The sequence below is a fragment of the Streptomyces sp. NRRL S-646 genome (assembly GCF_000720765.1).
In the GTDB taxonomy this organism is placed as follows: domain Bacteria; phylum Actinomycetota; class Actinomycetes; order Streptomycetales; family Streptomycetaceae; genus Streptomyces.
In genome coordinates this window covers 155,352-176,640 of the sequence record NZ_JODC01000016.1, presented here as the reverse complement: position 1 = coordinate 176,640, position 21,289 = coordinate 155,352, and the positions used below count along the sequence as shown (strand labels likewise).

Genomic DNA, 21,289 nt, shown 5'->3' with positions numbered 1-21,289 from the left:
ACGTTCGTCGCATGTCAACCAGCCAGCAACTCCTGACATCCGTTCAGGTGGCGCGCTTCGTCGCGCAGGGATTCCTGCGCCTGGACGGGGTGGTGCCGCAGAAGATCAATGAACGGGCCATCGCGGTCTTGACCGAGGGCCTGCCGGCAGTGCCCTACGGCACTCCGCTGGGCAAGGCGTTCGCACCGGACACCTTCGTCCACGAACTGCTCGCTCTGCCGGTCGTCGCAGGCGCTGTCGAGAGCCTGGTCGGCTCCGAGCCGACCGTCGACCACCATGCGGTTCATGTGCGCGAGCCCCACGAGGGACAGGCGCAGCCGCTCCACGGCGACGCGATCATCGACGTGCGGCCGGACGCGTTCGACATCCAGCTCATGTACTACCCGCACGAGGTGACCGCCGAGATGGGCGGCACCCTCAGTGTGCCCGGAAGCCATCTGCGCAGGATCAACGAGACGGACGTCGGCCGCGTCCAGAACCTCAGGGGGCAGACCCGTCTGACCTGCCCGGCAGGCACGGTCGTTCTGGTGCATCACGGCATCTGGCACAGTGGCCGCCGCAACGACACCGCGGACCGCCGCTACATGTACAAACTCCGCCTCAACCCGACCGTGCCTCAGGTGCGTCTGTGGGACGTCTCCGACCTGCACGACCCTGCTGTGACCGCCGAACTCAACACGTTCTTCCCCTGGTACGAGCAGGCCACGGCCCGACTGGAGATCTACAACCGGGTCCTGCTGTGGCGGGCCTTGACCGGTGACGAGTCGTTCGACGTCGAGTACTGGGTCACGCGCGTCAGCAACCGGCCGACCCTGAGGAGTCACGCATGAGGCAGCAGGTTCTGGTCCTCTATCTTGCGACGTCAGCGCTGGACTCCCACGTGGTGGGCTGGTCCCGGTACGACGGGACCGGCCGGACCCGTCCGACGACCGGCGACAGCGACGAACCGCCCTATCCCACAGGGCTTGCCGCGCTGCAGGACGGGTGGCGCCTGTTCCAGGCCTCCCAACTGCTGCCGCCTCAGTCCGGTCATGAGTACGACGTCTCCTTCCTCAAACACGAGTTCTTCTTCGAGAAGGTGGAGGACGGTTCTCGCCCTTGATACCCAGTGCTCGCGGGAGCCAGCGGCCCGCGTCTCGGAGCACAGCCCGGTCCCATCGAAGTCTTCATCCCCGCGCTGATCTTCGCGATCGTCCTCGAGTTGTCGGTGGACTACGAGGTCTTTCTCGTCTCACGCATCCACGAAGAGTGGATGCGCACCAAAGACCCTTCTCGATCCCTACGTGAAGGACTGGCTTCCACGGGCAAGGTCGTCACGGCCGCCGCGGCCATCATGATGTTCGTCTTCGGCGCCTTCGTCCTCAGCCCCGCCCGTATGCTCCAGCAGTTCGGTCTCGGTCTGGCCGTTGCCATCCTTCTCGACGCCGTGGTCATCTGCTGCCTCATCGTTCCGGCCGTGATGCACATGCTCGGCAAGCGGGCCTGGTGGCTGCCGGCAGCACTGGCCCGAAAACTGCCCAAGGTGTCCATCGAGCGCCCCGAACACAGCTGACCAGCGCCCGGCCCAGCCTCGGATCACTACCAGGACGTCGGCCACGGTGAGCGGACGGGTGGGCTCCTGGCCGGCCGTGTGGTTGTCGTTCACGGTGTCTCCATGAGACCCCTGCCCCAGGGCCCCTCTCGAAAGAGAGGCCCTGGCTGAGCCGAGAGCGGGGGAGTGCTCGGCCACTTGTGACCAGCGTCGCTGACCTGCGAAAGAGCGATCCGTGGGGGACCGGTATCCGGTGTGGCCCGGTGCGGGCTGACACAACGTCCGGATATCGCGTCCCGGCCGGACAGATCGCGCGTCGGCGCGGCCACGATCCGCCGAGATGCTCGGGGGGAGTGCAGCAGACCGAACACCGAGGCCGGGAGACGAACATGACCGCACTGTCGCCGCACCTTCGCCAGGCCACCCCCGTCGTGGCTGCCCGGGGAGAGGGCGTTCACCTGTACGACCAGGACGGCCGCCGCTATCTGGACTTCACCGCCGGCATCGGCGTCACCAGCACCGGGCACTGCCACCCCAAGGTCGTCGCGGCGGCGCAGGAGCAGGTGGGCACGCTGATCCACGGCCAGTACACGACGGTCCTGCACCAGCCGCTGCGACGCCTGGTCGACAAGCTCGGCGAGGTGCTGCCGGCCGGTCTGGACAGCCTGTTCTTCACCAACTCCGGCAGCGAGGCGGTGGAGGCCGCGCTGCGGCTGGCACGCCAGGCCACCGGCCGCCCCAACGTCCTGGTCTGCCACGGCGGTTTCCACGGCCGTACGGTGGCCGCCGCTTCCATGACCACCTCCGGCACTCGCTTCCGCTCCGGGTTCTCTCCGCTGATGAGCGGTGTGGTCGTCACCCCGTTCCCCACGGCCTACCGCTACGGCTGGGACGAGGACACCGCGACCCGCTTCGCCCTGCAGGAACTGGACTACACCCTCCAGACGATCTCCTCGCCCGCCGACACGGCCGCGGTCATCGTCGAGCCAGTGCTGGGCGAAGGCGGCTACGTCCCCGCGAACCGGGCCTTCCTGGAGGGCCTGCGGGAGCGGGCGGATCGCCACGGCTTCCTGCTGATCCTCGACGAGGTACAGACCGGCGTCGGCCGCACCGGCCGCTTCTGGGGCCACGACCACTTCGGGGTCACGCCCGACATCCTCGTCACCGCCAAGGGCCTGGCCAGCGGATTCCCGCTGTCCGGCATCGCCGCCTCCGAGGAGCTGATGACCAAGGCGTGGCCCGGCTCGCAGGGCGGCACATACGGCGCCAATGCCGTCGCCTGCGCCGCGGCCTGCGCGACGTTGGACGTCGTCCGCGAGGAGAAGCTGGTCGAGAACGCCGAGGCAATGGGCAAGCGGCTGCGTGCCGGCCTGGAAGCGGTGGCCGACCGGACCCCGGGCATCGGCGACGTCCGCGGCCTCGGCCTCATGCTGGCCACCGAGTTCGTCACCGAGGACGGCAGCCCCGACCCCGACACCGCCGCCCGCGTACAACGGGCGGCCGTCGAGGAAGGCCTGCTCCTGCTGCTGTGCGGAGCCTGGAACCAGGTCGTACGCATGATCCCGGCGCTCGTCATCGACGAGACCGCGGTGGACGAGGGCCTCCAGGCATGGGCGAACGCGGTCGAGGTCGGCACCTCGGGAGCGGCACGGCGATGACGGACCCCGCCACGGCCCTGGAGCCGCTGGTCGCGCGGCTCGCCGAGAGCGCTCCCGGCCTGCGGGTGGAGACCGGCCCCGGCTCCACCGGCGTCTACGCCTACGACGCCTCCAACTACCGGGTCCCGCCGAGGGCCGTGGTCTTTCCCCGCAGCGCCGACGACGTCGTCGCGGTGCTGCGGGCCTGCCGCGAGGCGCACGTACCCGTCACCGCGCGCGGCGGCGGCACCAGCATGGCGGGCAACGCGGTCGGGCCCGGTGTCGTCCTGGACTTCTCCCGCTACATGAACCGGATCCTGGACATCGACCCGGTGGCACGCACCGCGCGCGTCGAGGCCGGAGTGATCCTGGACGCGCTGCGCGACGCGAGCGCACCGCACGGGCTCACCTTCGGCCCCGACCCGTCCTCGCACAGCCGCTGCACCCTCGGCGGCATGATCGGCAACGACGCCTGCGGCAACCGGTCGGTGCGGCACGGACGCACGAGCAGTCACATCGAGGCGCTGGAGATCGTGACGGCCGACGGCGTGCGGGCCGTCGCCGACCGCACCGGCCTGCGCGCCGCCGACCCGAACGACACGGACGCCGTCGAGCGAGTCACCCGCCTCGAAGCGGACGTACGCCGCCTGATCGAGGCCAACCTGGCATCGATCCGCACCGAACTGGGCCGCATCCCGCGTCAGGTCTCCGGCTACCAGCTGCACCACCTGCTGCCCGAGCACGGCTTCGACATGGCCCGCGCACTGGTGGGCACCGAGGGCTCCTGTGCGGTCGTCACCGCGGCGACGGTCCGCCTGGTGGCGACCGCGCAGGCCTCCACCCTCCTCACCCTCGGCTACGGCGACGTCGTCGACGCCGCCGAGGACATCCCCGAGATCCTGCGCTGGCACCCCACTGCCGTGGAAGGCATGGACGAGGCGATCGTCGCCACCATGCGCGCCCGGCGTGGTCCGGACTCCGTCACCGGGCTGCCCGAGGGGCGGGCCTGGCTGTACGTGGAGCTCGACGGCGAAGACCAGGGCGCGGTCGACGCCCGCGCCGCCGAACTGCTGGACGTACTCAAAGCCCGGGGCCGGATGACCGGCGGGCGGGTCGTGCTCAGCCCGGCCGAGCGACGTTCGCTGTGGCGGGTCCGCGAAGACGGCGCCGGGCTGGCAGCCCGGCTGGTCGACGGCGGGGAGTCCTGGCCCGGCTGGGAGGATTCGGCCGTCGCGCCCGAGCACCTGGCCGCCTACCTGCGCGACTTCCGCAAGCTGCTGGCCGCGCACGGCCTGACCGGCGTGCTCTACGGCCACTTCGGTGCGGGCTGCGTGCACGTGCGCATCGACTTCGATCTCGCCACGGACGCAGGCCGGGCTGCCACTCGCCGCTTCCTCGCCGAAGCCGCGGCCCTGGTCGTCGAACACGGCGGAACCCTGTCAGGTGAACACGGCGACGGGCGGGCCCGCGGCGAGCTGCTGGAGGTCATGTACAGCCACCGGCTGATCCGGGCGTTCGCCGCCTTCAAGGAGATCTTCGACCCGGAGGGGCTGCTCAACCCCGGAGTCATCGTGGCCCCGGCCCGCCTCGATGCTCACCTCGCGCTGCACACGCCCGAACTCCTGCCCGTCGACACGCTCTTCACCTTCCCGCACGACCAGGACGGCTTCGCGGGCGCGGTGCGCCGCTGCGTCGGCGTCGGCCGCTGCCGCAGCGACACGGGCGGCGTCATGTGTCCCAGCTACCGGGCCACGGGGGAGGAGAACGACTCCACGCGGGGCAGGACCCGTCTCCTCCAGGAAATGGTGCGGGGCGGGACCGTCCAGGACGGCTGGCGCTCGACCGAGGTCAAAGACGCCCTCGATCTGTGTCTTTCCTGCAAGGCGTGTTCCAGCGACTGCCCGGTCGGCGTTGACATGGCCACGTACAAGGCGGAGTTCCTGCACCAGCACTACAAGGGCAGGCTCCGGCCCCGCTCCCACTACTCGCTGGGCTGGCTGCCCGTGACCTCCGTGCTCGCCGGATACGCCGCCCGCCCGGTCAACGCGCTACTGCGTGGACCGGTCGGGAAGCTGCTCGCCCGCCTCGGCGGCGTGACCACGAAGCGCCGGATCCCGGCCTTCGCCTCCCGCTACGCGCTACGCCGGACCCTGAGCACGGCCAAGACCGGTGATCCGGCGAAGGCCCTGCTCTTCGTCGACAGCTTCACCCGCGCCTTCCGCCCAGAGGTGGCCGGTGCGACGGGCCGTGTACTCGCCGACGCCGGCCTCCCCTGCACGGCGGAAGAAGGCCTGTGCTGCGGTCTGACCTGGGTCAGCACCGGCCAGCTGTCCCTCGCGCGCCGCGTCATGGCCCGTACGGTCGCCCGGCTGGACAACGGCGACGACCGGCCCATCGTGGTGGCGGAACCCAGCTGCGCCGCAGCGCTCAAGCGTGACGTGCCCGAACTGCTCGGCACCGACGCCGCCCAGCGCGTCGCGGCCCGCGTCCACACCCTTACCGGCGCCCTGAGCGACCTCGCCGCGCCCGGCTGGACGCCGCCCGAGCTGCCGGACAGCGTCGTCCTGCAGACCCACTGCCACGAGTACGCCACCTTCAAGGGCCATCACCCCCGCGACCTGCTCGGCCGTCTCGGCGTACGGAACGTCGACGAGGCCGAGGGCTGCTGCGGACTCGCCGGGAACTTCGGTTTCGAGACCCAGCACCACGACACCTCGATGGCCGTCGCCGAACTGGCCCTGAAGCCGCGCCTCGACGACATCGACCAGGACACGCCGACGGTCGTCGTGGCCGACGGCTTCAGCTGCGCCACCCAGATCGACCACCTCGCCGGTGACCGAGGCATCCGCGCCCTGCACCTAGCGGAACTGCTCGACCCCGCCGCCGATCAACCAGGAGGAACCTCATGACCGAGACACCCACGCAGTTGTTCATCGGCGGTGCCTGGGTGGACGCCGCGGACGGAGCCACCATGCCCGTCGACGACCCCGCTACCGGCGACGTCCTCTGCCATGTGGCCGACGCCGGCCCGAAGGACGCCGGGCTCGCCGAGGAAGCGGCCGTGCAGGCGCAGGAGGAGTGGGCCCGGACGGCACCCCGCGTGCGCAGCGAGATCCTGCGCCGTGCCTACGAGATCGTCGTCGAGCGCACCGACGAGCTCGCCCACCTGATGACGTCCGAGATGGGCAAGCCGCTGGCCGAGGCCAGGGGAGAGGTGGCGTACGCGGCCGAGTTCTTCCGCTGGTTCTCCGAGGAGGCCGTCCGCATCGACGGCGGCTTCGGCACCCTGCCGGATGGCCGCAACCGGATGCTGCTCTCCCGCCGCCCGGTCGGCCCCTGCCTGCTGATCACCCCGTGGAACTTCCCGCTGGCCATGGGCACCCGCAAGATCGGCCCGGCCGTCGCGGCCGGCTGCACGATGGTGCTCAAGCCGGCCCCGCAGACCCCTCTGTCCAGCCTGGCCCTCGCCGCGATCCTCAAGGAGGCCGGGCTGCCGGACGGCGTGCTGAACGTCGTCACCACCTCCCGTGCGGGGGAGGTGTGCGAACCGCTCCTGCGCGGCGGGCGGATCCGCAAGCTGTCCTTCACCGGTTCCACGGCCGTCGGGCAGCTGCTGCTCGCCCAGAGTGCGGAGGCGGTCGTACGGACCTCCATGGAGCTGGGCGGCAACGCGCCGTTCATCGTCTTCGAGGACGCCGACCTGGACAAGGCCGTGGACGGCGCGATGATCGCCAAGATGCGCAACATGGGCGAGGCGTGCACGGCCGCCAACCGCTTCTTCGTGCACCGGTCGGTGGTCGATGAGTTCGGGAGGCGGCTGGCCGAGCGGATGGGCGCGCTGGTCGTGGGGCCCGGCACACGGGACGGTGTCGATGTCGGCCCGCTGATCGACCGGGCCGGACGGGCCAAGGTGGAGGACCTGGTCGCCGACGCGGTGGAGCGCGGTGCCCGGGTGCTCGTCGGCGGCCGTACCCCTGAGGGACCGGGCTGCTTCTACCCCCCGACCGTGCTCACGGATGTCTCGGCCGAGAGCCGTCTGATGGACACGGAGATCTTCGGCCCGGTCGCGGCGATTCTCACCTTCGACGACGAGGACGAGGTCGTCCGGCGCGCCAACGACACCCCCTGGGGGCTCGTCGGCTACGTCTTCACCGAGGGCCTCGACCGTGCCCTGCGCGTCAGCGAACGCCTGGAGGTCGGGATGGTCGGCCTCAACACCGGTCTGGTCTCCAACCCGGCCGCGCCCTTCGGCGGCGTCAAGCAGTCCGGGCTGGGCCGCGAGGGTGGCCGCGTCGGGATCGACGAGTTCCTGGAGTACCAGTACCTGGCCGTGCCCGTGCGGTGATCTGCGCCCGGTGTTCCTGCCCGCCACCTGCCCCGGCGTCCCCCTCAGTGCAGGTGGCGGGCGGTGATCTCTGCCGCGGTGTCGGTCACGAGCTTGCCCGATTCGGCGAGCCGTCCGGGCTCGAAGCGGGAGTCGGGCAGGGAAACGGACACGGCGGCCACCGGCATGCCGTCGCCGTCCAGCACCGGTGCCGCGATGGCAGACACCCTGAAGGTACTGGTTGTGGTTGACGGCGTGGCCGCGCTTTCTGACGCGCTGGAGCTCGGCCCGCAGCTGCGCCGGGCTGGTGAGGGTCTCCACGCCGTAACCCACCAGCGTGCCCGCGGCGGCCTCGTCGACGTCGGACTTCGTCAGATGGGCGAGGACCGAATGCCATGCGGCCGTGGCGTGCAGGGGCGAGGTGTCGCCGATCGCGTGGAAGGTGCGTACGGCGCGGTCGCAGTCGACGCGGTCGACGACGACCATGTCACCCCGGGCCGCCGGGCGCAGGCAGGTGCCCGCCGGCGCTGGGCTCGAACCCTGCCAGCATCTGCTCCAGTGCCGCCTGGTCCGGCCCCACGAACGCCGGTTCCCCGGCTGCCGATCCGAGCGTGTCGATCATCGACGTGGTGATCCGCGAAGCCGGTGGCAGATGCGTGGAGAGGACGAGCTCCGGCTCCCTGTCCCGCAGCGACTGGAAGGTGCCGAGGAACTTCTCGACATTCACGTTGTGCACCCACGGGCTGTCGACGGTGGCCCACAGCAACTGCGAGGCCCGCAACTCCTCCACGCCGACCGCACCGACGTCATCGGCGTGTGCCAGTTCGGCACTGGGCATCGGCCCACCGAAGCAGTCGGAGCTGAAACAGACGCCCGACCGGTCGTCGAAGAGGCCGACCGTGGCCGGGTTGTCGAACAGCGGGGGCCTGAACGCTGTGAGCGTGCGGTCGCCGACATCCAGACGCTGGCCCGGGTTGATCAGATACAGGCGATCGAGCGGCAGCGGCCGCTCACAGGACATCAACCCGGCGGACAGGAACGTGGTCACGACACGCGCCTTGGGCGCCGCGGCCAGCAGATCGAAAATCCCACCCGTGTGATCACGATCCGGGTGCGTCAGCCAGAGCCATCGCACATCGGCGGGATCCAGCACGGAACCAAGAACCTCCAGGAAGTTCCGGTCGGGGAGCCCAAGCCCTGTGTCGATGACGACGGGCTGCGAGGCGAGCAGTACAAAGGCGTTCACCGGGAGGTGGCCGATTCCCGGCACCTCAATGCTGTCATTGAGAACGCTGATGTCCGGGCGGACCTTGTGAACCGGCATGTCGCATCTCCATGCCCCCAGAATGGTGATCGCGCCGCGGCCCGCTCGTCCCATCATCTGTCGCTCCCTCTGGCCTCGCATCCTGGCCACGGCATCAGGCAGACGCCGTTAGGGGCACATGGCAGCGCAGGCTCGCCGGCACCGGCGTCTCCTGGCCGATCGGTATGGCCAAGACCGATGGCGGTCACCTGAAAGCGGTTCGACCGTCAGTGGTCTGCAGGCGTGCGGCCATCGCGTGGCTGCACGCCACGTAACGGCCGCCACAACTAGGCGGGGGCGTTGCCACAGACGCCCCTCACGGTCGGAACAAAGCCTTACCGCCCACCCTTCGCTCAGCGTCTACGGGCTGCTCAAAGTCACGATCCAGGCGGCACGCGGCGGCGACACCCGCTGGTGCCGGCAGCGCGCCGTGCTGCGCTCCGTGTCCACATACCACTCCGTCACCCACACCTGGCACTCGGGTCGGCGCGCTCGACCTGACGAACGTGGACGAGCTGCAGGCCCTCTTCTACGCAGCCCGCACATTCGGAAGCGACCTCCGTCTCGAGCCGGCGCCGGTCCCGACCTTGTGGGCGGGCACGGCCTTGACCGGCGACGCGGAAGCGGCCGTCCTGCCCATCATCAAGGCAGACGAAGTCCGAGCATCGACAGGGAATTGACGGCGCCTGAGCATCAGGCGCGCTCGGTTCCCACCTTCGACTTGATGTATTCCGATATCGGAATACGATGGCTGTCATGGCACGAGCAGCGACGACGTCGGACGTGTTCAACGCGATCGCCGAGCCGCAGCGCCGGGACATCCTGGCGCTGTTGCGGACGGGCGAGCGGCCGGTGAGCGGCCTGGCCCGGGAGCTGGGGATGAGTCAGCCGGGGGCGTCCAAGCATCTGCGGGTGCTGCGGGAGGTGGGGCTGGTGCGAGTCCGCGGGGCAGGCAGGCAGCGCCTGTACGGCCTCGACGCCCGCGGGCTGCGGCCGGTCCACGAGTGGGTCGGCGGGTTCGAGCGGTTCTGGAACGAGACTTTCGACCGGCTGGACACCTACGTGCAGGACCTCAAGCAGACACGGCAGGAGGAATGACCGATGACAGAGGCACGGCAGGAAACGCCGGCGGAGCCGCCGGCGGCCGACCGGGAGATCGTGATCTCCCGGGTCATCAACGCCCCACGGGAGTTGGTGTTCGAGGCATTCACCGAGGTCCGGCACCTGTCGCGATGGTGGGGTCCGGAGGGATTCACCACCACCACGCGGTCCTTCGAGTTCCGCGAGGGCGGGGAGTGGGACTTCGTGCTGCACGGGCCGGACGGGACCGACTACTTGGAGTGGATCCGCTGGCTGCGGATCGTCCCGCCGGAGCGGATCGAGCTGCTGCACGGTGAGTCCCGCGACGACCCGAACGCCTTCGAGTCGGTCCTGACCTTCGCGCTGGACGACGCGGCGACCCGGATCGTGATGCGCACGGTGTTCCCCACCAAGGAACTGCGCGACGAGGCGGTCGAGAAGTACCACGCGATCGAGGGCGGCCGGCAGACCCTGAGCAGCCTGGCCGCCTACGTCAGCGACCTCGCCCGGAAGGGGGCGCAGGACTGATGGCCGGCACGGTGTTCTTCAGTGTGACGATGTCGCTGGACGGCTTCATCGCGCCCGAATCGCTGCCCGTTGACGACTTCTTCGCACCCGACCGGCAGGACGACCCGCAGGTCCAACGCTGGATGGCGCAGTGGGCGGAGCTGCAGCAGTGGGTCTTCCCGCTGCGGTTCTTCCGGGAGAACCTGAAGCTCGGCGAAGGCGGCGAGGAGAGCCGCGACAACGACATCGCGCGGGAGACGTTCGAGCGCACCGGCGCGAGCGTCATGGGCAAGCGCATGTTCGACCTCGGCGAGCAGGCATGGCCCAAGGAAGCGCCCTTCCACACCCCGGTCTTCGTCGTCACACACGCCAGGCGTGACCCGTGGGAGCGTCCCGGCGGCACCACGTTCCACTTCGTCAACGACGGCATCGAGCACGCCCTCGACCAGGCCCGCGCCGCCGCCGGCGACCGCGACATCCGCATCGCCGGCGGCGGCGCGACGATCCTGCAGTATCTGAACGCCGGCCTGGTCGACGAGTTCACGATCACGCTGTCACCGGTGCTGTTCGGCGCCGGCACGCGCCTGCTCGACGGCGTGGACGCGTCCAGGGTCGCGCTGGAGCCGGTCCGTTCGGAGTCGTCGCCGCGGGTGACGCACCTGACCTACGCCGTGCACCCACGGTAGCCGCGCCACCACTCACCTGGCGACCCGAGCACCCACGGCGCCCACACCTGAAGCAGCACGCGATCACAGCCCACTGTGACCAGCCCATTCATGGAGCCATCAGCGACGTGCTGCGGCGCTCCGGCAGCAACTGTGACATAGGCAATCCGGCGGCTGAATTCCTGTAGTGTTGGGCGGCGTTGGGTTGGCTGAGCGTGGGTATTCGCCATTTGCGCGGAGGGTGAGGGGTCGGGGTGCCGGAGAGGAATATTGATTTCGGCGCTTTCGGGGCGCGTGGGATCAAGGGGCATGAGGCCGTGGCACGTCAGCTCGACGCTCTCGCGAATTTCATCTCCACTCCGATTACGCAGCGGCGTGGGCTGCTGGCGCGATTGCACTACCTCATCCGTACCGACCATGCGCGCGCCGCCGCGCGTGAGGCGGGTCTCACGGTCACCGACCGCACGGTCAGGACATGGCTCGACGGCAGGCGGACCCCTTCGAAGAAGAACCTGGAGCGCATTGAGGCCGCGTACTACACGGTGCGGCGTCGCAACGTGGCCCGCTACCTGCTCGACCGCCTCAACAAGCAAGGACGCGGCACCCGCGTCGAGTTCCACCCGCTCAATCAGTCCCAGGTCCCGCGACCGCGGCAACGCGAGCTCAGCTTCAGGACCCTCAACGTGCGCCACTGGGACCGCATCGTGGAGGCCTGGGCCGCAGACGATGGCGAGGCATTGGACGATGCCTGGGTGAGCGACGCTGTGGTCGACCTGGGCAGCGAGTGGGGTCAGTACGAGTACGTCTCGAACATCGGTTTTGCAGCCTGATTCTGTTGCAGGATCTCAAAATTGACTTCATTTTCTCACCGACCCCTTCGACTGGCCTTTCCTTTATGAAGGGAAGATGAGACTGGCCGTTTGGGTGGTTGTCGTGTCGAGGCTCAGGCGATGGTGTCGATCGTGAAGTTCTGACGCGAGGGGCTGTTGGCATCGGTCGACGGCTGCGCTTCTCCGTGCCGAAGCGGACCGTCCACGCCGACCGTCGCTGAAGTGCTACCACTTCAAGCGCGGCGTCAACGGGCTGAATGCGGTTCACGACCGGGCCGTGGGCATCGGACAGATGGTCATGCCGGGCACCTCGCGCGAGTCCCTGCACATCCTGGACGCGCTGCTGAAGCTCGACGCCGAGGGGAAGCCGGAGACGGTCGCCACCGACGACGCCTTGTATCGCGGCCTCGTGGTCGAGCTGTTCACAATGCTGGGCCACGACTTCTCGCCCTCGGGGCGCTCGGCCTGGTCCTTGATGCCACCCTGCTCTGGACGACCCGCTGCCTCGACGCCGCCTTCGGCCATCGGCGGGTTCTGCCGCCCGAGTTGCGGGAGCATGACGTGCTGGACGAGGACGTGGCCCGGGTCTCCCCGCTGAAGCACGCCAACCTCAAGTGCCGGGGCCCGCTACCGCTTCGCCGCCCGTCCGCCACGCGAGGGCCTGCACCCAAAGCATTGCCGCTGGCAGGCAGCGGCAGGGCACTGGGGCTCCGGCTGCGGGATTCGCCAGGATGACGTGTCAGAGCATGGCGAGCCGGTCCACCAGCAACTCCACCCTCCACTCGGTGTGCTCCGGCGGCAGCCGTCCCGCCCGCGTCAGGGTGGCAAGGCCGTGCAGGGCCGCCCAGAACGCCTCGGTGAACAGCCCGGGATGGACGCCGTCCCCGGCGACCTCGCCGAGGCTCTCCAGCAGGGCGGCGAAGGCGTCCTTGAGAGGTTGTGGGGTGTCCTCCTGCGCGTACGCGAGGCCGCCGTCGAGCTGGAACAAGGCGTCGTAGACCGCGGGGTTGCGTGCGGCGAAGTCGAGGTAGGCGTGGGCGAGGGCGGCGACCCGTTCGCGCGGGCCGTCCGCGGCGGCGGTCGCGGCGCGTACCGCGACTGCCATTTCGGCGGCGCCCTGGAGGGCGACGGCACCGATGATCTCCCGTTTGCCGCGGAAGTGGCTGTAGAGGACGGGCTGGCTGTACTCGATGCGCTCGGCGAGCCGGCGGGTGGTGACGGCGTCCCAGCCCTGTTGCTCGGCGAGTTCGCGGGCCGTCGCCACGATGAGGCGCTCGCGCTCCGCCCGTTCGCGCTGCTTGCGTTCCTGTACCGACATGATTCGATCCTAGCACCGCTAGACAATCGAGCGGCAGCAGTACTAGCGTTGCCTCATCAGCTAGCAACGCTAGATTCTGGAGGGGTCGTCATGCTCAGCGCACTCGAGGTCGTCACCACCGTGGCCGTCGGCGTGATGGTGGGGGTGGAGTTCTCCGTCGCCTTCGTCATGAACCCGATCTTCAACGCACTCCCGGAGGACAGTGACCAGCTCGCCCGAGCCCACGGGGGCCGGATGCTCGGCGCCGTGATGCCGTTCTGGTACATCGGCTCCCTCGTCCTCGTCGGCATCTGGGCCGCCGTCGGGTGGCACCACCACGGCACCGGCCTCGTAGTCACCGCCGCCGCACTGCTGATCCTCAGCGTGATCATGTCGCTTCTGCTGCTCGTCCCGATCAACAACCGCAACAAGACATGGACCCCCGAGAACCGGCCCGCCGACTGGAAGGAGCAGATGAACCGCTGGGACCGCTTCCACTACGTCCGCGTCGCCGTCATCATCGCCGCCTTCGCCCTGCTGGTCGCCGCCCTCACCTGAGCCCGCGGGCCGATACCGCCCGGTCGTCGGCCGAACCGCTCGACGGTGCGCCCGAAGTGTGGCAGCGCCATCTCCATCTGCATCCAGGACCCGCACACCCACACCCTCGAAATCCGCTGGTACTCCACAGGCCGCGGGCGCCGGCGACACCCACTGACCGATAGCGAGAGGAAGTGCCGAGAATGGCCGAGTTGCGCAGTCTCGACCCGAATACGCCGATGTTCACGCAGTTCAAGGAGAAAACCGGGCCCATAGTCCTGGCCAATACCTTCGTCGTTCCGAAGGGGAGGACTGAGTCGTTCCTGGCCCTCTTTCGGAGGCAGGCGGAGTTCATGAAGGCTCAGCCGGGATTTGTCTCCCTGCAGATGCACAAGGGAACGGCGGACAGCCGGCTTCTGATGAACGTCGCGGTCTGGGAGTCGACAGAGGCGCTCGCCACGGCGTTCGGCAGCCCGGACTTCCAGCGCATGGCCGCCGAGTTCCCCGACGACATCGTGTCGTACCCGCACATCTTCGAGCAGATCGACGTATGACACGGCAGCTGCAGCCGGAGGAGGGCAGCTGGAGAAGCCCCGTCCTCCTCCGGGCGTCACGCATCCATCTGCTTGAGGCAGTTGACCACTGTGGCTGCCACTCCTGTTCCGGGTCGATCTGGATGCGGACGTCGTCCTGTTCAGGCAGGCCCAGCACGAGCGCACTACGGCCACGTTGGCCAGGCCGGGCGCCGCGGTTCCGGCGTGGGCGGCGACCGCCGATCACCGGCAGCCGGTCCTGCTCGACCAAGTCGACGACGAGGAGGCCATCCTCCTTGTGCTTGCGGCCGAGCACATCACCGAAGAGGAACGGGCCTGCCTGAGTCACCACCTGCTGACCAACACGCCCAAGCTCGCCCTCTGCGGCCTCGTCCTGGAGGACGCGAACCTGGCCGAGCGCGCCGTGCTCCGGTCCGCCCTCCCCGCGCCGGTACGCGGCATCCGCCACGTCATCGGCCGCCCTCGCTACGCCCGCCACGTCAGCCGGGTCCGCGCCACCTGACCAGGCCCCATACGACTCAGCTCACCAAGCTCACCAAGACTCGCAGGGAGAAGAACAATGTTGCTGAAGAAGATCAACACCGTCCTGGCCGCCGCCTTCGTCCTCTTCATCCTCTGGTTCGGGACGGAGTTCATCCTGAGCCCGGAGACGACGGCGCCGACCTTCGGCCTGCCGAGCTGGCCGTCCGGCGATGGCGGCGGCTTCCTGATCATCAAGGGAATCCGCGACGTGGTCCTGGCCCTGGTCCTGGGCATCCTGCTGGTGACGGGCCACCGCCGGGCGCTGGGCTGGGTGCTGCTGGTGGAGGCCCTCGCCGCGTACGGCGACATGACCACCGTGCTGGCCCACCACGGCTCCGTGGCCACCGCACTCGGCGTCCACGCCTTGACCGCGACACTGATGGTGGTCAACGGCCTGCTGATAATGCGCGAGACCCGCAAGGTCGCGGCCGCTGCGGCAACGCCCGCCCCGCGGCCCGCCTGACGCCATCTTGGCGCGTGCCTGTTGGCCTGTCAGCGCCCTCCGGGCGCAGCGAGGCGCACGATCTTCTTCCGGGGGCGGCGGCCTGGTCTCATGCCCCCGGGAGGGCGCAGCGCGGCCTTCTGCCTCGCGCGGCAGAAGAGGCGAATGCTGCTCTCGCCCAGGCCTCGGGCCTGACCTTCTTCGGGCAGTTCTGCCTGATTGCCGACTGTGCGAATGGGGAGCTGGCAGCGATGCCGGCACGCAACTGGCAACAGCACAGCGAGGCGATGGACGACTTCCTCGACCGGGCCCACGCCCTTGGCCCGCCAGTTGTCGCTTGGGCGTTCGTGTGGCCGTTGGCGGGTTGGGTCTGATCTTCAGTGGCGCGGGTGTGTGGTGAGGGGGTTGTTGGAAGCCTGTACATGCCTGTGCTGTCGGCCTGTGTGTCGTGCTGTCGGCCTGGCGTGTGAGGGCGTCGGGGTGGTTGGGGTTGGGTGGCGATGTGTCTGTTGGGGGTGGTGGGTTGGGATACTACGGTCGTGGATGGTGGGGTGTGGGGCAGTGGTGGGGGATCGGCGATGGCCGTGTCTGCAGGGGCCGCGTCGGTAAACGACGGGGGCTGGGTGTTGCGTGGTGCAGTGGCGACGGATGTTGAGGTGATCGCGGAGTTGCGGGCGGCGGTCATGCGCGCGGACTTGGAACGTCTGGGGCGCTATGACGAGCACCGGGTACGGCAGCGGTTGCGGGACTCCTTTTCCGTGCAGCACACGTGGGTCATCATGCTCCACAGTGAACTGGCAGGATGCGTCACGGTCCGGCCGGTCGGAGGCAGGCAGTGGCTGGAGCATTTCTACCTGGCTCCGCACTGTCAGGGCCGGGGGCTGGGGTCGGCCGTGTTGCGCACGGTACTGGAGCGAGCGGATGCGCAGGGCATGACCGTGGGCTTGAACGTCCTGCAGGGGAGTGCTGCCCGGCGGCTCTATGAACGTCACGGATTCGTCATGGAAGCCGAGGACCGGGTCGACGTTTTCATGATGCGTCCACCGGGGGCGATGGCGGGCACCTCTGTGGAAGCCTGAGTTGTGACGGTGCGAGGGGCTCGCCGCGGCTGTGTTCTGCGGACGGTCACCGTCCGTGCGCGGGCCATATAGCTTTTCCCCGCACAAGCACGCCGCGGTCCGCACATGGACCGCCGGCAACGACGTCGAACTGGTCTTTCTGCCGACCTACGGCTCCTGGCTGAACTGGATCGAATCGGAGTTCGCGGCCCTGCGCTACGTCGCGCTCAACGGCACCGACCACCGCTCTCACGACGAACAGAACGCCGCCATCGCCGCCTACATCCGCTGGCGCAACGCCCGCACCGAGCCGAAGACCAACTTCGCCCCTGATTCGGCATCCGTACTTGGACTCAGTACCCGGTCAAGGCTGCATGAGGAGTCCACCAGGATTCTGCCGCTGCGCATGCAGCGCCATCATCGAGGCGGACACTGATCCGGTCTGAGCCGTCACCCCGAGACGGGCATGACCAGCGTGTTCACGAAGTCCACGGCGCCTTCCCGCTGGTAGAAGCGCAGGGCACCTGCGTTGCCCGCGATGACGGAGACCTTCATGACCTGGACACCCGACCCGGCGAGACGCTCGCGCGCGGCCCTGACAAGGGCCTGCCCAACTCCGGCACCTCGAGCTTCGTCATCGACCACGAGGGTTTCCAGCACACCGACTTGGTCCCCCCACTGCCATGAACCAGGGGCGTCGAGGACGCGCACAACCGCATAGCCGAGCAGTTGGGACCCATCCCGAGCAACCAGTACCGCGGCAAGCGGCTCCCGCAGCCATTCGAGGTACTGTCCCCGCCGCAGACGCCACGAGTCCTCGGGCGAGCGAACCCCGCCGAGAGCCGTCAGGTGTGCGGCCTCCCGACTGTGGTGGGCCAGAAGCTGCCCCCAGAGGTGCTCGAGGCAGTCCACCTCGGAAGCAGCTAGGCCGTCGATCACGGGATTCATGCCAGGAAGCGTAGCCAGGGAAAGCTCCTCGGCCCCAATCGATTACCTGGCTAACCATCCGAGCAGAGCCACTAGTCAGTCCTCGCCAACCTGGATCAGCACGGCGAAACAGTGGCCGTCGGTGCCGGCGACGAGGCTTTCGAAGGTGCAGCCGGAGATGTCCGTCAAACTGTCGCTGTCGCAGTTGGACCACCATTGAGCCCGTTTCAACTTGAAGTTGCAGGTCACTGGGCTTGCGTGGGTTGAGGCTGGGATGCTCGTGGTGGTCGTGGGCATGATCGGTAGCAGGTGATCGTCTGCCGCGGGGCCTCTTCACCGGAATGGCGGTCCTGGGTTCGAGTGGCTCGTGGGCTCCGCGGAGATCCTGGCGGGAAGGGGCTGCTGCTGGTGGATGTACTGGTCTGGTGATGGAGTGGAGGGTCGTGCTGGCCGACCGCGCCGAGCGGTTGCGTAAGGGGCTCGCTGAGATCGATGCCGAGGTGGCCCGGCTGGATGCCGCCGAGGTGGTGATCGGGCAGTTCATTGAGGCCGAGCGGAGGGGCAGGCCGATGACCGCGTCATGGCCGAGGAGTTGGAACGGGTCGCGGCCACTCCGGGGGCTGGCGGGATGCTTCTGGTCCCGCACCGCTAGCCAAGCATGGACGAGAGCGTGTTGCCCGCTGGCTACCAGGCAATCAGGAAGATCGTGGCCGCAGCCTCGGAGCCTGTCCGGGCCAAGGACGGCAGTATCCAGTTCGGCAAGGGCAGCGGGCCCGGGCAGGTCGAGCCGCCGCGACAGGCTCAAGCGCCTGGCGGACCGGGGCCGGCTGCACCGCACTCCCGCCGGCCGCTCCGCCCACGCTGCGCCGACGCGTGCCCACGAGGCTGGCCGGGTCATGGGTCGATCACCGTAGAGAGCGGCCACGGTCGGAGCAGCCTCCGGCGGGGGCGCTCAGGCTCCGAGATGGTGGGGGCGCCGCTCGGGAGGTGCCGGCGAGGGGTGGCATGCGCGGGGTGCTTCCATCCCGCCTGCCGTCGACCCAGGCAGAGCCGAGCAGACGTGGCTCATGGCGTCCAGGTCGTTCGTACAGTGGCGCGCTCCACCTGGACGCCCTGAACCACGCCCGCTCCACGGTGTGTCGGCCGACGGCAGACGGCATGGGAGCTGGGGAAGGTGGTGGGTTGAGGTGACCTGTGATGTGGCGAGGAGTTCTGTCGACAGGAGGTCCGCACCCTGATCGAGGCCCGTGCCGACTAGTCGCCGGGGGTGGTGACGCATGGATGGTGCACGCATCCGCCCGGCGGCAGGGCATGGATCACCCAGTGGATCCCGAACGCCACGGCCGCCGCGGCCGCCAGGAAGACCAAGACATGGGCCGCTCTGGCCCACCAGGCGTCCCACAATCTGACAGTCACCGCCAGGAACCCGACGACCAGCAACGAGATGCTCACGGCGGCTATGACGAGACCTGATATGAACAGCTGATACATGGTTGCGTCCAAGAAAGTCGTGTACGGATTCGACCGGTTCATCACCGGCCGACGGGCGACCCGCGGCCATCCGCTCACCGCCGCCCAGAAGGAAGCGAACCGGCTGGACAGCCGCGAGCGAGCGGCGAACGAGCACGGCTTCGACGACCTGAAGAACTGGCGATTGCTCACCAAAGTCCGCATGAACGCGCAGCACGCGACCACGCTGCTGCGGGCTCTCCTCGTACTGACGAACGCCGAGGCCCACCGCCGCCAGACGATCACCCGCTACCGATCACGCCCACGACCAGCACAAGCATCCCAGCCTCAACCCACGCCAGCCCCGTGACCTACAACTTCAAGATGACGCGGGCTCACTGGAACCACGCCTCGATGCAGACGTGGCAACGGATCAGGCGATGTACCGGCTGATACCCACGGTTGAGGCTGCCTGCACCGATCCACGCGGAGATGGAAACCCTTGCTCAATGCCACGCGGGCCGATCGTTCGGCGGTCGGACGGAGGGGTTGTCCCTGCTTTACGCGTGCACCGCGGTGGTGAAGTACCACAGCAGGAAGGCGGCCATGGCGAGCGTGGTCGGCACGCCGACGAGGAGGCGGATCAGCAGGATCAGGGTCCTGACCCACGGTTGTCCCGGTCCCATGGCGAAGTCGGGTCTGGCTGGGTCGTAGGAGATCGCTATGGTGTCGGGCGCCGAGCGCGCGCCGCTGCGACGGACTTCGTGAGTGGTGCCGGCGGTGTCGGTGAACTCGTACACCACGATCCCGGGGGTGTTGTCGTCATCCCCGGGTACGTAGTCCGCGTATGTGGCGACGGTGGTCATGCCGTACCGGTGCAGCAGCCACCAGGTCACCGTGGCGCGCCACGTGCTGCGGGCTACTGCACAGCCGAACACAACTCCCGCGAAGGTGGCGGCCCACAACTTGGCGAGGTGCCCGTCTCCCGTCTGCGCGGGGAGCAGCAGGCCGAGGGCGAAGAGAGAGGTGAGCGCGGAGCAGGCCCACCACTCGTCCGTGGACAGGAATGGTCTGCGGGGTGTTCTGGGCATGGAGGGGCGTTCCTGCGCCTTCACCAGGGCCGCGCCGTCGATACGTCTTTCGGCCTCGTCCCGTTGCGGGATGGCGGCGTTGACGGCGTTGGCGAAGGCTTCCACCTCTTCGATGCTGCGGGAGCTGATCGCGCAGACCGTTGCCGCCTGGGCTCCGTCGGCCGCCGAGCTCAGCCGGATCTCGACAGTCGGGCGCTTGTTCCTGGCGACATCGACGGCCTCGATCGCGTCGAGGGGGATGAGCAGCCGGATCCCTGCCCGGTCCAGTACGACGCTCTCGCGCCGCAGGTGCGCGGTTCCGCCTCTGCCGCGCAATATCGTTCCGGGCGCGGGCAACGCGTCTCTGACAGTCACGACTGGATACCGCCGATGGGTCGACTGGGCTGGATTCTGCGGGAGTTGAGGGTGGCCGGGGCCGGGTCACCGGTTCGGCCACAGCCGTACCGTGCGGTCGAGGCCGGCTGAGGCCAGGGTCTTGCCGTCCGGGCTGAACGCCACCGATGTCACCTTGTCGGTGTGTCCGGTGAGCGTGTGGAGGGGGACGGCGTCGCGCGTGCTCGTGTCCCACAACCGCACGGTCCTGTCCTCGCCGCCGGTGGCCAGGGTGTTTCCGTCCGGGCTGAACGCCACCGTCGTCACGGGGGCGGTGTGGCCGGTGAGCGTGGCGTCGACGGTGCCGGTCGCCGTGTCCCACACGCGCACGATGTTGTCGGCGCTGCCGGTGGCCAGGCTTCTGCCGTCGGGGCTGAACGCGACGGGCTTGAATCCGTGCCAGAGCGGGGCGTCGAGGGTGGCGTGGACGGTGCGGGTGAGCACGTCCCACAGCCGGACCGGGCTCATGGTGAGGTCCGCGCTGCCCGCGGCCAGGGTTTTGCCGTCCGGGCTGAACGCCACCGCGTTGACCACGAGCATGCCCTGGGTCGTCAGCGTGGCGGTGACGGTGCGGGTCGGCAGGTCCCACAGCCAGGCCGCGCCGTAGCGGCCACCGGTGGCGAGGGTCCTGCCGTCCGGGGCGAACGCCAGGTCCAGGGGGAGCTGGGGATGGGGCAGGGCGATGCCGGTGCGATCCCCCTGGGTCCAGAGGGACACTTCGAGGGCGCCGGTCGTGGCCAGGGTCTTGCCGTCCGGGCTGAAGGCCATTTTCGTCACGTCTTCGATCTGGTCCGGCCAGGGAGCGGTCGCGGTGCCCTCGGCCACGTCCCACAACCGCAGCGTGCTGCCCGTGCCCTGGAGCGCGGACAGGCCGGTGGCCAGCGTCTTTCCGTCCGGGCTGAACGCCACGCAGGAGGCGTGGCCGTCGGGGAGGGTGAACACGACCTTGCGGGGTGCGGCGTCGTCGGCTCTCGACTCGATCACCGCGAGCGGGACGGCTATGGCGGTCACGCCGAGCGCGGCGAGCAGCAGCGTGCGGCGCCGCACCTTGGCGGGGGGTTTCACCGGCGGCCCGCCGGGTTTCGGCTGCGTCCCACCGGCCGTAGCGGCGGGAGTGTTGATCTCTGCGGGTTCGACGGAATCCATCGGCGCACACCCAGTCC

General features: G+C 69.1%; 24 protein-coding genes and 2 pseudogenes. 18 read left to right on the top strand and 8 right to left on the bottom strand.

Annotation, left to right across the window (positions count from 1 at the left end):
* Window positions 1–11: 11 nt before the first annotated feature.
* The 6 genes and pseudogenes from IH68_RS0137570 to IH68_RS0137545 all read left to right on the top strand — a co-directional run bounded on the left by IH68_RS0137570 (window position 12) and on the right by IH68_RS0137545 (window position 7,513).
* Window positions 12–830, top strand: a complete 819-nt coding sequence (locus IH68_RS0137570) for a phytanoyl-CoA dioxygenase family protein (RefSeq protein ID WP_030944599.1) — start codon at window positions 12–14, stop codon at window positions 828–830.
* The gene (locus tag IH68_RS0137565; RefSeq protein WP_030944597.1) at window positions 827–1,102 is read left to right on the top strand and encodes a hypothetical protein; all 276 of its coding nucleotides are present in this window, start codon (window positions 827–829) and stop codon (window positions 1,100–1,102) included. The genes IH68_RS0137570 and IH68_RS0137565 overlap by 4 nt, the downstream gene beginning before the upstream one ends.
* Before the next feature lie 36 nt (window positions 1,103–1,138).
* Window positions 1,139–1,552 (top strand): annotated as a pseudogene (locus IH68_RS0137560) (MMPL family transporter); the annotation flags it as partial.
* A 368-nt stretch (window positions 1,553–1,920) separates the two neighbouring features.
* The gene (locus tag IH68_RS0137555) at window positions 1,921–3,189 is read left to right on the top strand and encodes an aspartate aminotransferase family protein (RefSeq protein ID WP_030944590.1); all 1,269 of its coding nucleotides are present in this window, start codon (window positions 1,921–1,923) and stop codon (window positions 3,187–3,189) included.
* A complete protein-coding gene (locus IH68_RS0137550) occupies window positions 3,186–6,077 on the top strand; it encodes an FAD-binding and (Fe-S)-binding domain-containing protein (protein WP_030944588.1) in 2,892 nt (963 codons plus the stop codon). Before IH68_RS0137555 ends, IH68_RS0137550 begins: the two co-directional genes overlap by 4 nt.
* A complete protein-coding gene (locus IH68_RS0137545) occupies window positions 6,074–7,513 on the top strand; it encodes an NAD-dependent succinate-semialdehyde dehydrogenase (RefSeq protein WP_030944586.1) in 1,440 nt (479 codons plus the stop codon). The genes IH68_RS0137550 and IH68_RS0137545 overlap by 4 nt, the downstream gene beginning before the upstream one ends.
* A 44-nt stretch (window positions 7,514–7,557) precedes the next feature.
* Here IH68_RS0137545 and IH68_RS50580 read toward each other — a convergent pair.
* Together IH68_RS50580 and IH68_RS0137535 are read right to left on the bottom strand one after the other, a co-directional pair.
* A pseudogene (locus IH68_RS50580) lies at window positions 7,558–7,978 on the bottom strand (IclR family transcriptional regulator).
* Between the two features lies 1 nt (window position 7,979).
* Window positions 7,980–8,816: an MBL fold metallo-hydrolase gene (locus IH68_RS0137535; RefSeq protein ID WP_030944583.1), complete on the bottom strand. Its 837-nt coding sequence runs from the start codon at window positions 8,814–8,816 to the stop codon at window positions 7,980–7,982.
* Window positions 8,817–9,551: 735 nt separating this feature from the next.
* Between IH68_RS0137535 and IH68_RS0137525 the strand changes: the two genes are divergently transcribed.
* From IH68_RS0137525 to IH68_RS59955, 5 genes are all read left to right on the top strand, one after another.
* Window positions 9,552–9,893, top strand: a complete 342-nt coding sequence (locus IH68_RS0137525) for an ArsR/SmtB family transcription factor (RefSeq protein ID WP_030944580.1) — start codon at window positions 9,552–9,554, stop codon at window positions 9,891–9,893.
* 3 nt (window positions 9,894–9,896) lie between these two features.
* Window positions 9,897–10,403 carry an SRPBCC family protein gene (locus tag IH68_RS0137520; RefSeq protein ID WP_030944577.1) on the top strand — a complete coding sequence of 169 codons (507 nt, stop codon included), beginning with the start codon at window positions 9,897–9,899 and terminating at the stop codon, window positions 10,401–10,403.
* The gene (locus IH68_RS0137515) at window positions 10,403–11,068 is read left to right on the top strand and encodes a dihydrofolate reductase family protein (protein ID WP_030944574.1); all 666 of its coding nucleotides are present in this window, start codon (window positions 10,403–10,405) and stop codon (window positions 11,066–11,068) included. The genes IH68_RS0137520 and IH68_RS0137515 overlap by 1 nt, the downstream gene beginning before the upstream one ends.
* A 233-nt stretch (window positions 11,069–11,301) precedes the next feature.
* Window positions 11,302–11,877, top strand: coding sequence for a hypothetical protein (locus IH68_RS0137510; protein ID WP_030944571.1), 576 nt, complete (start codon window positions 11,302–11,304; stop codon window positions 11,875–11,877).
* A gap of 217 nt (window positions 11,878–12,094) precedes the next feature.
* Entirely contained in the window at window positions 12,095–12,475 is a 381-nt protein-coding gene (locus IH68_RS59955; protein WP_078912783.1) for a Tn3 family transposase, read from the top strand.
* A 141-nt stretch (window positions 12,476–12,616) separates the two neighbouring features.
* Here IH68_RS59955 and IH68_RS0137500 read toward each other — a convergent pair whose 3' ends face one another.
* Entirely contained in the window at window positions 12,617–13,195 is a 579-nt protein-coding gene (locus tag IH68_RS0137500; RefSeq protein ID WP_030944567.1) for a TetR/AcrR family transcriptional regulator, read from the bottom strand.
* Between the two features lie 90 nt (window positions 13,196–13,285).
* Between IH68_RS0137500 and IH68_RS0137495 the strand changes: the two genes are divergently transcribed.
* The 6 genes from IH68_RS0137495 (at window position 13,286) to IH68_RS50575 (ending at window position 16,723) form a co-directional block, all read left to right on the top strand.
* Window positions 13,286–13,732, top strand: coding sequence for a DUF1772 domain-containing protein (locus tag IH68_RS0137495; RefSeq protein ID WP_030944565.1), 447 nt, complete (start codon window positions 13,286–13,288; stop codon window positions 13,730–13,732).
* A 182-nt stretch (window positions 13,733–13,914) separates the two neighbouring features.
* The gene (locus IH68_RS0137490; RefSeq protein WP_030944563.1) at window positions 13,915–14,265 is read left to right on the top strand and encodes an antibiotic biosynthesis monooxygenase family protein; all 351 of its coding nucleotides are present in this window, start codon (window positions 13,915–13,917) and stop codon (window positions 14,263–14,265) included.
* A 175-nt stretch (window positions 14,266–14,440) separates the two neighbouring features.
* Complete coding sequence (locus tag IH68_RS0137485; protein WP_051833930.1) at window positions 14,441–14,767, top strand: hypothetical protein; 327 nt, start codon at window positions 14,441–14,443, stop codon at window positions 14,765–14,767.
* 57 nt (window positions 14,768–14,824) lie between these two features.
* Entirely contained in the window at window positions 14,825–15,250 is a 426-nt protein-coding gene (locus IH68_RS0137480; protein WP_030944558.1) for a DUF4267 domain-containing protein, read from the top strand.
* A 557-nt stretch (window positions 15,251–15,807) separates the two neighbouring features.
* Entirely contained in the window at window positions 15,808–16,308 is a 501-nt protein-coding gene (locus tag IH68_RS0137475) for a GNAT family N-acetyltransferase (protein ID WP_051833929.1), read from the top strand.
* 55 nt (window positions 16,309–16,363) lie between these two features.
* On the top strand, window positions 16,364–16,723 hold the full coding sequence (locus tag IH68_RS50575; RefSeq protein ID WP_030944552.1) for a transposase: 360 nt from the start codon (window positions 16,364–16,366) through the stop codon (window positions 16,721–16,723).
* 14 nt (window positions 16,724–16,737) lie between these two features.
* Here IH68_RS50575 and IH68_RS0137465 read toward each other — a convergent pair whose 3' ends face one another.
* The 3 genes from IH68_RS0137465 to IH68_RS0137455 form a co-directional block, all read right to left on the bottom strand.
* The gene (locus IH68_RS0137465) at window positions 16,738–17,235 is read right to left on the bottom strand and encodes a GNAT family N-acetyltransferase (protein ID WP_078912782.1); all 498 of its coding nucleotides are present in this window, start codon (window positions 17,233–17,235) and stop codon (window positions 16,738–16,740) included.
* A gap of 75 nt (window positions 17,236–17,310) precedes the next feature.
* Window positions 17,311–17,511 (bottom strand): hypothetical protein, encoded by a 201-nt coding sequence (locus IH68_RS56660; protein WP_159403788.1) that lies wholly within the window; start codon window positions 17,509–17,511, stop codon window positions 17,311–17,313.
* A 957-nt stretch (window positions 17,512–18,468) separates the two neighbouring features.
* The gene (locus IH68_RS0137455) at window positions 18,469–18,705 is read right to left on the bottom strand and encodes a hypothetical protein (protein WP_030944547.1); all 237 of its coding nucleotides are present in this window, start codon (window positions 18,703–18,705) and stop codon (window positions 18,469–18,471) included.
* Here IH68_RS0137455 and IH68_RS0137450 point away from each other — a divergent pair.
* On the top strand, window positions 18,704–19,033 hold the full coding sequence (locus IH68_RS0137450; protein WP_063763576.1) for a hypothetical protein: 330 nt from the start codon (window positions 18,704–18,706) through the stop codon (window positions 19,031–19,033). The genes IH68_RS0137455 and IH68_RS0137450 overlap by 2 nt on opposite strands.
* 190 nt (window positions 19,034–19,223) lie before the next feature.
* On the opposite strand, the gene IH68_RS0137445 is transcribed toward IH68_RS0137450, so the two are convergent.
* Both IH68_RS0137445 and IH68_RS0137440 read right to left on the bottom strand, forming a co-directional pair.
* On the bottom strand, window positions 19,224–20,069 hold the full coding sequence (locus tag IH68_RS0137445) for a hypothetical protein (RefSeq protein ID WP_030944542.1): 846 nt from the start codon (window positions 20,067–20,069) through the stop codon (window positions 19,224–19,226).
* A 105-nt stretch (window positions 20,070–20,174) separates the two neighbouring features.
* Entirely contained in the window at window positions 20,175–21,272 is a 1,098-nt protein-coding gene (locus IH68_RS0137440) for a WD40 repeat domain-containing protein (protein WP_051833927.1), read from the bottom strand.
* Window positions 21,273–21,289: the final 17 nt, after the last annotated feature.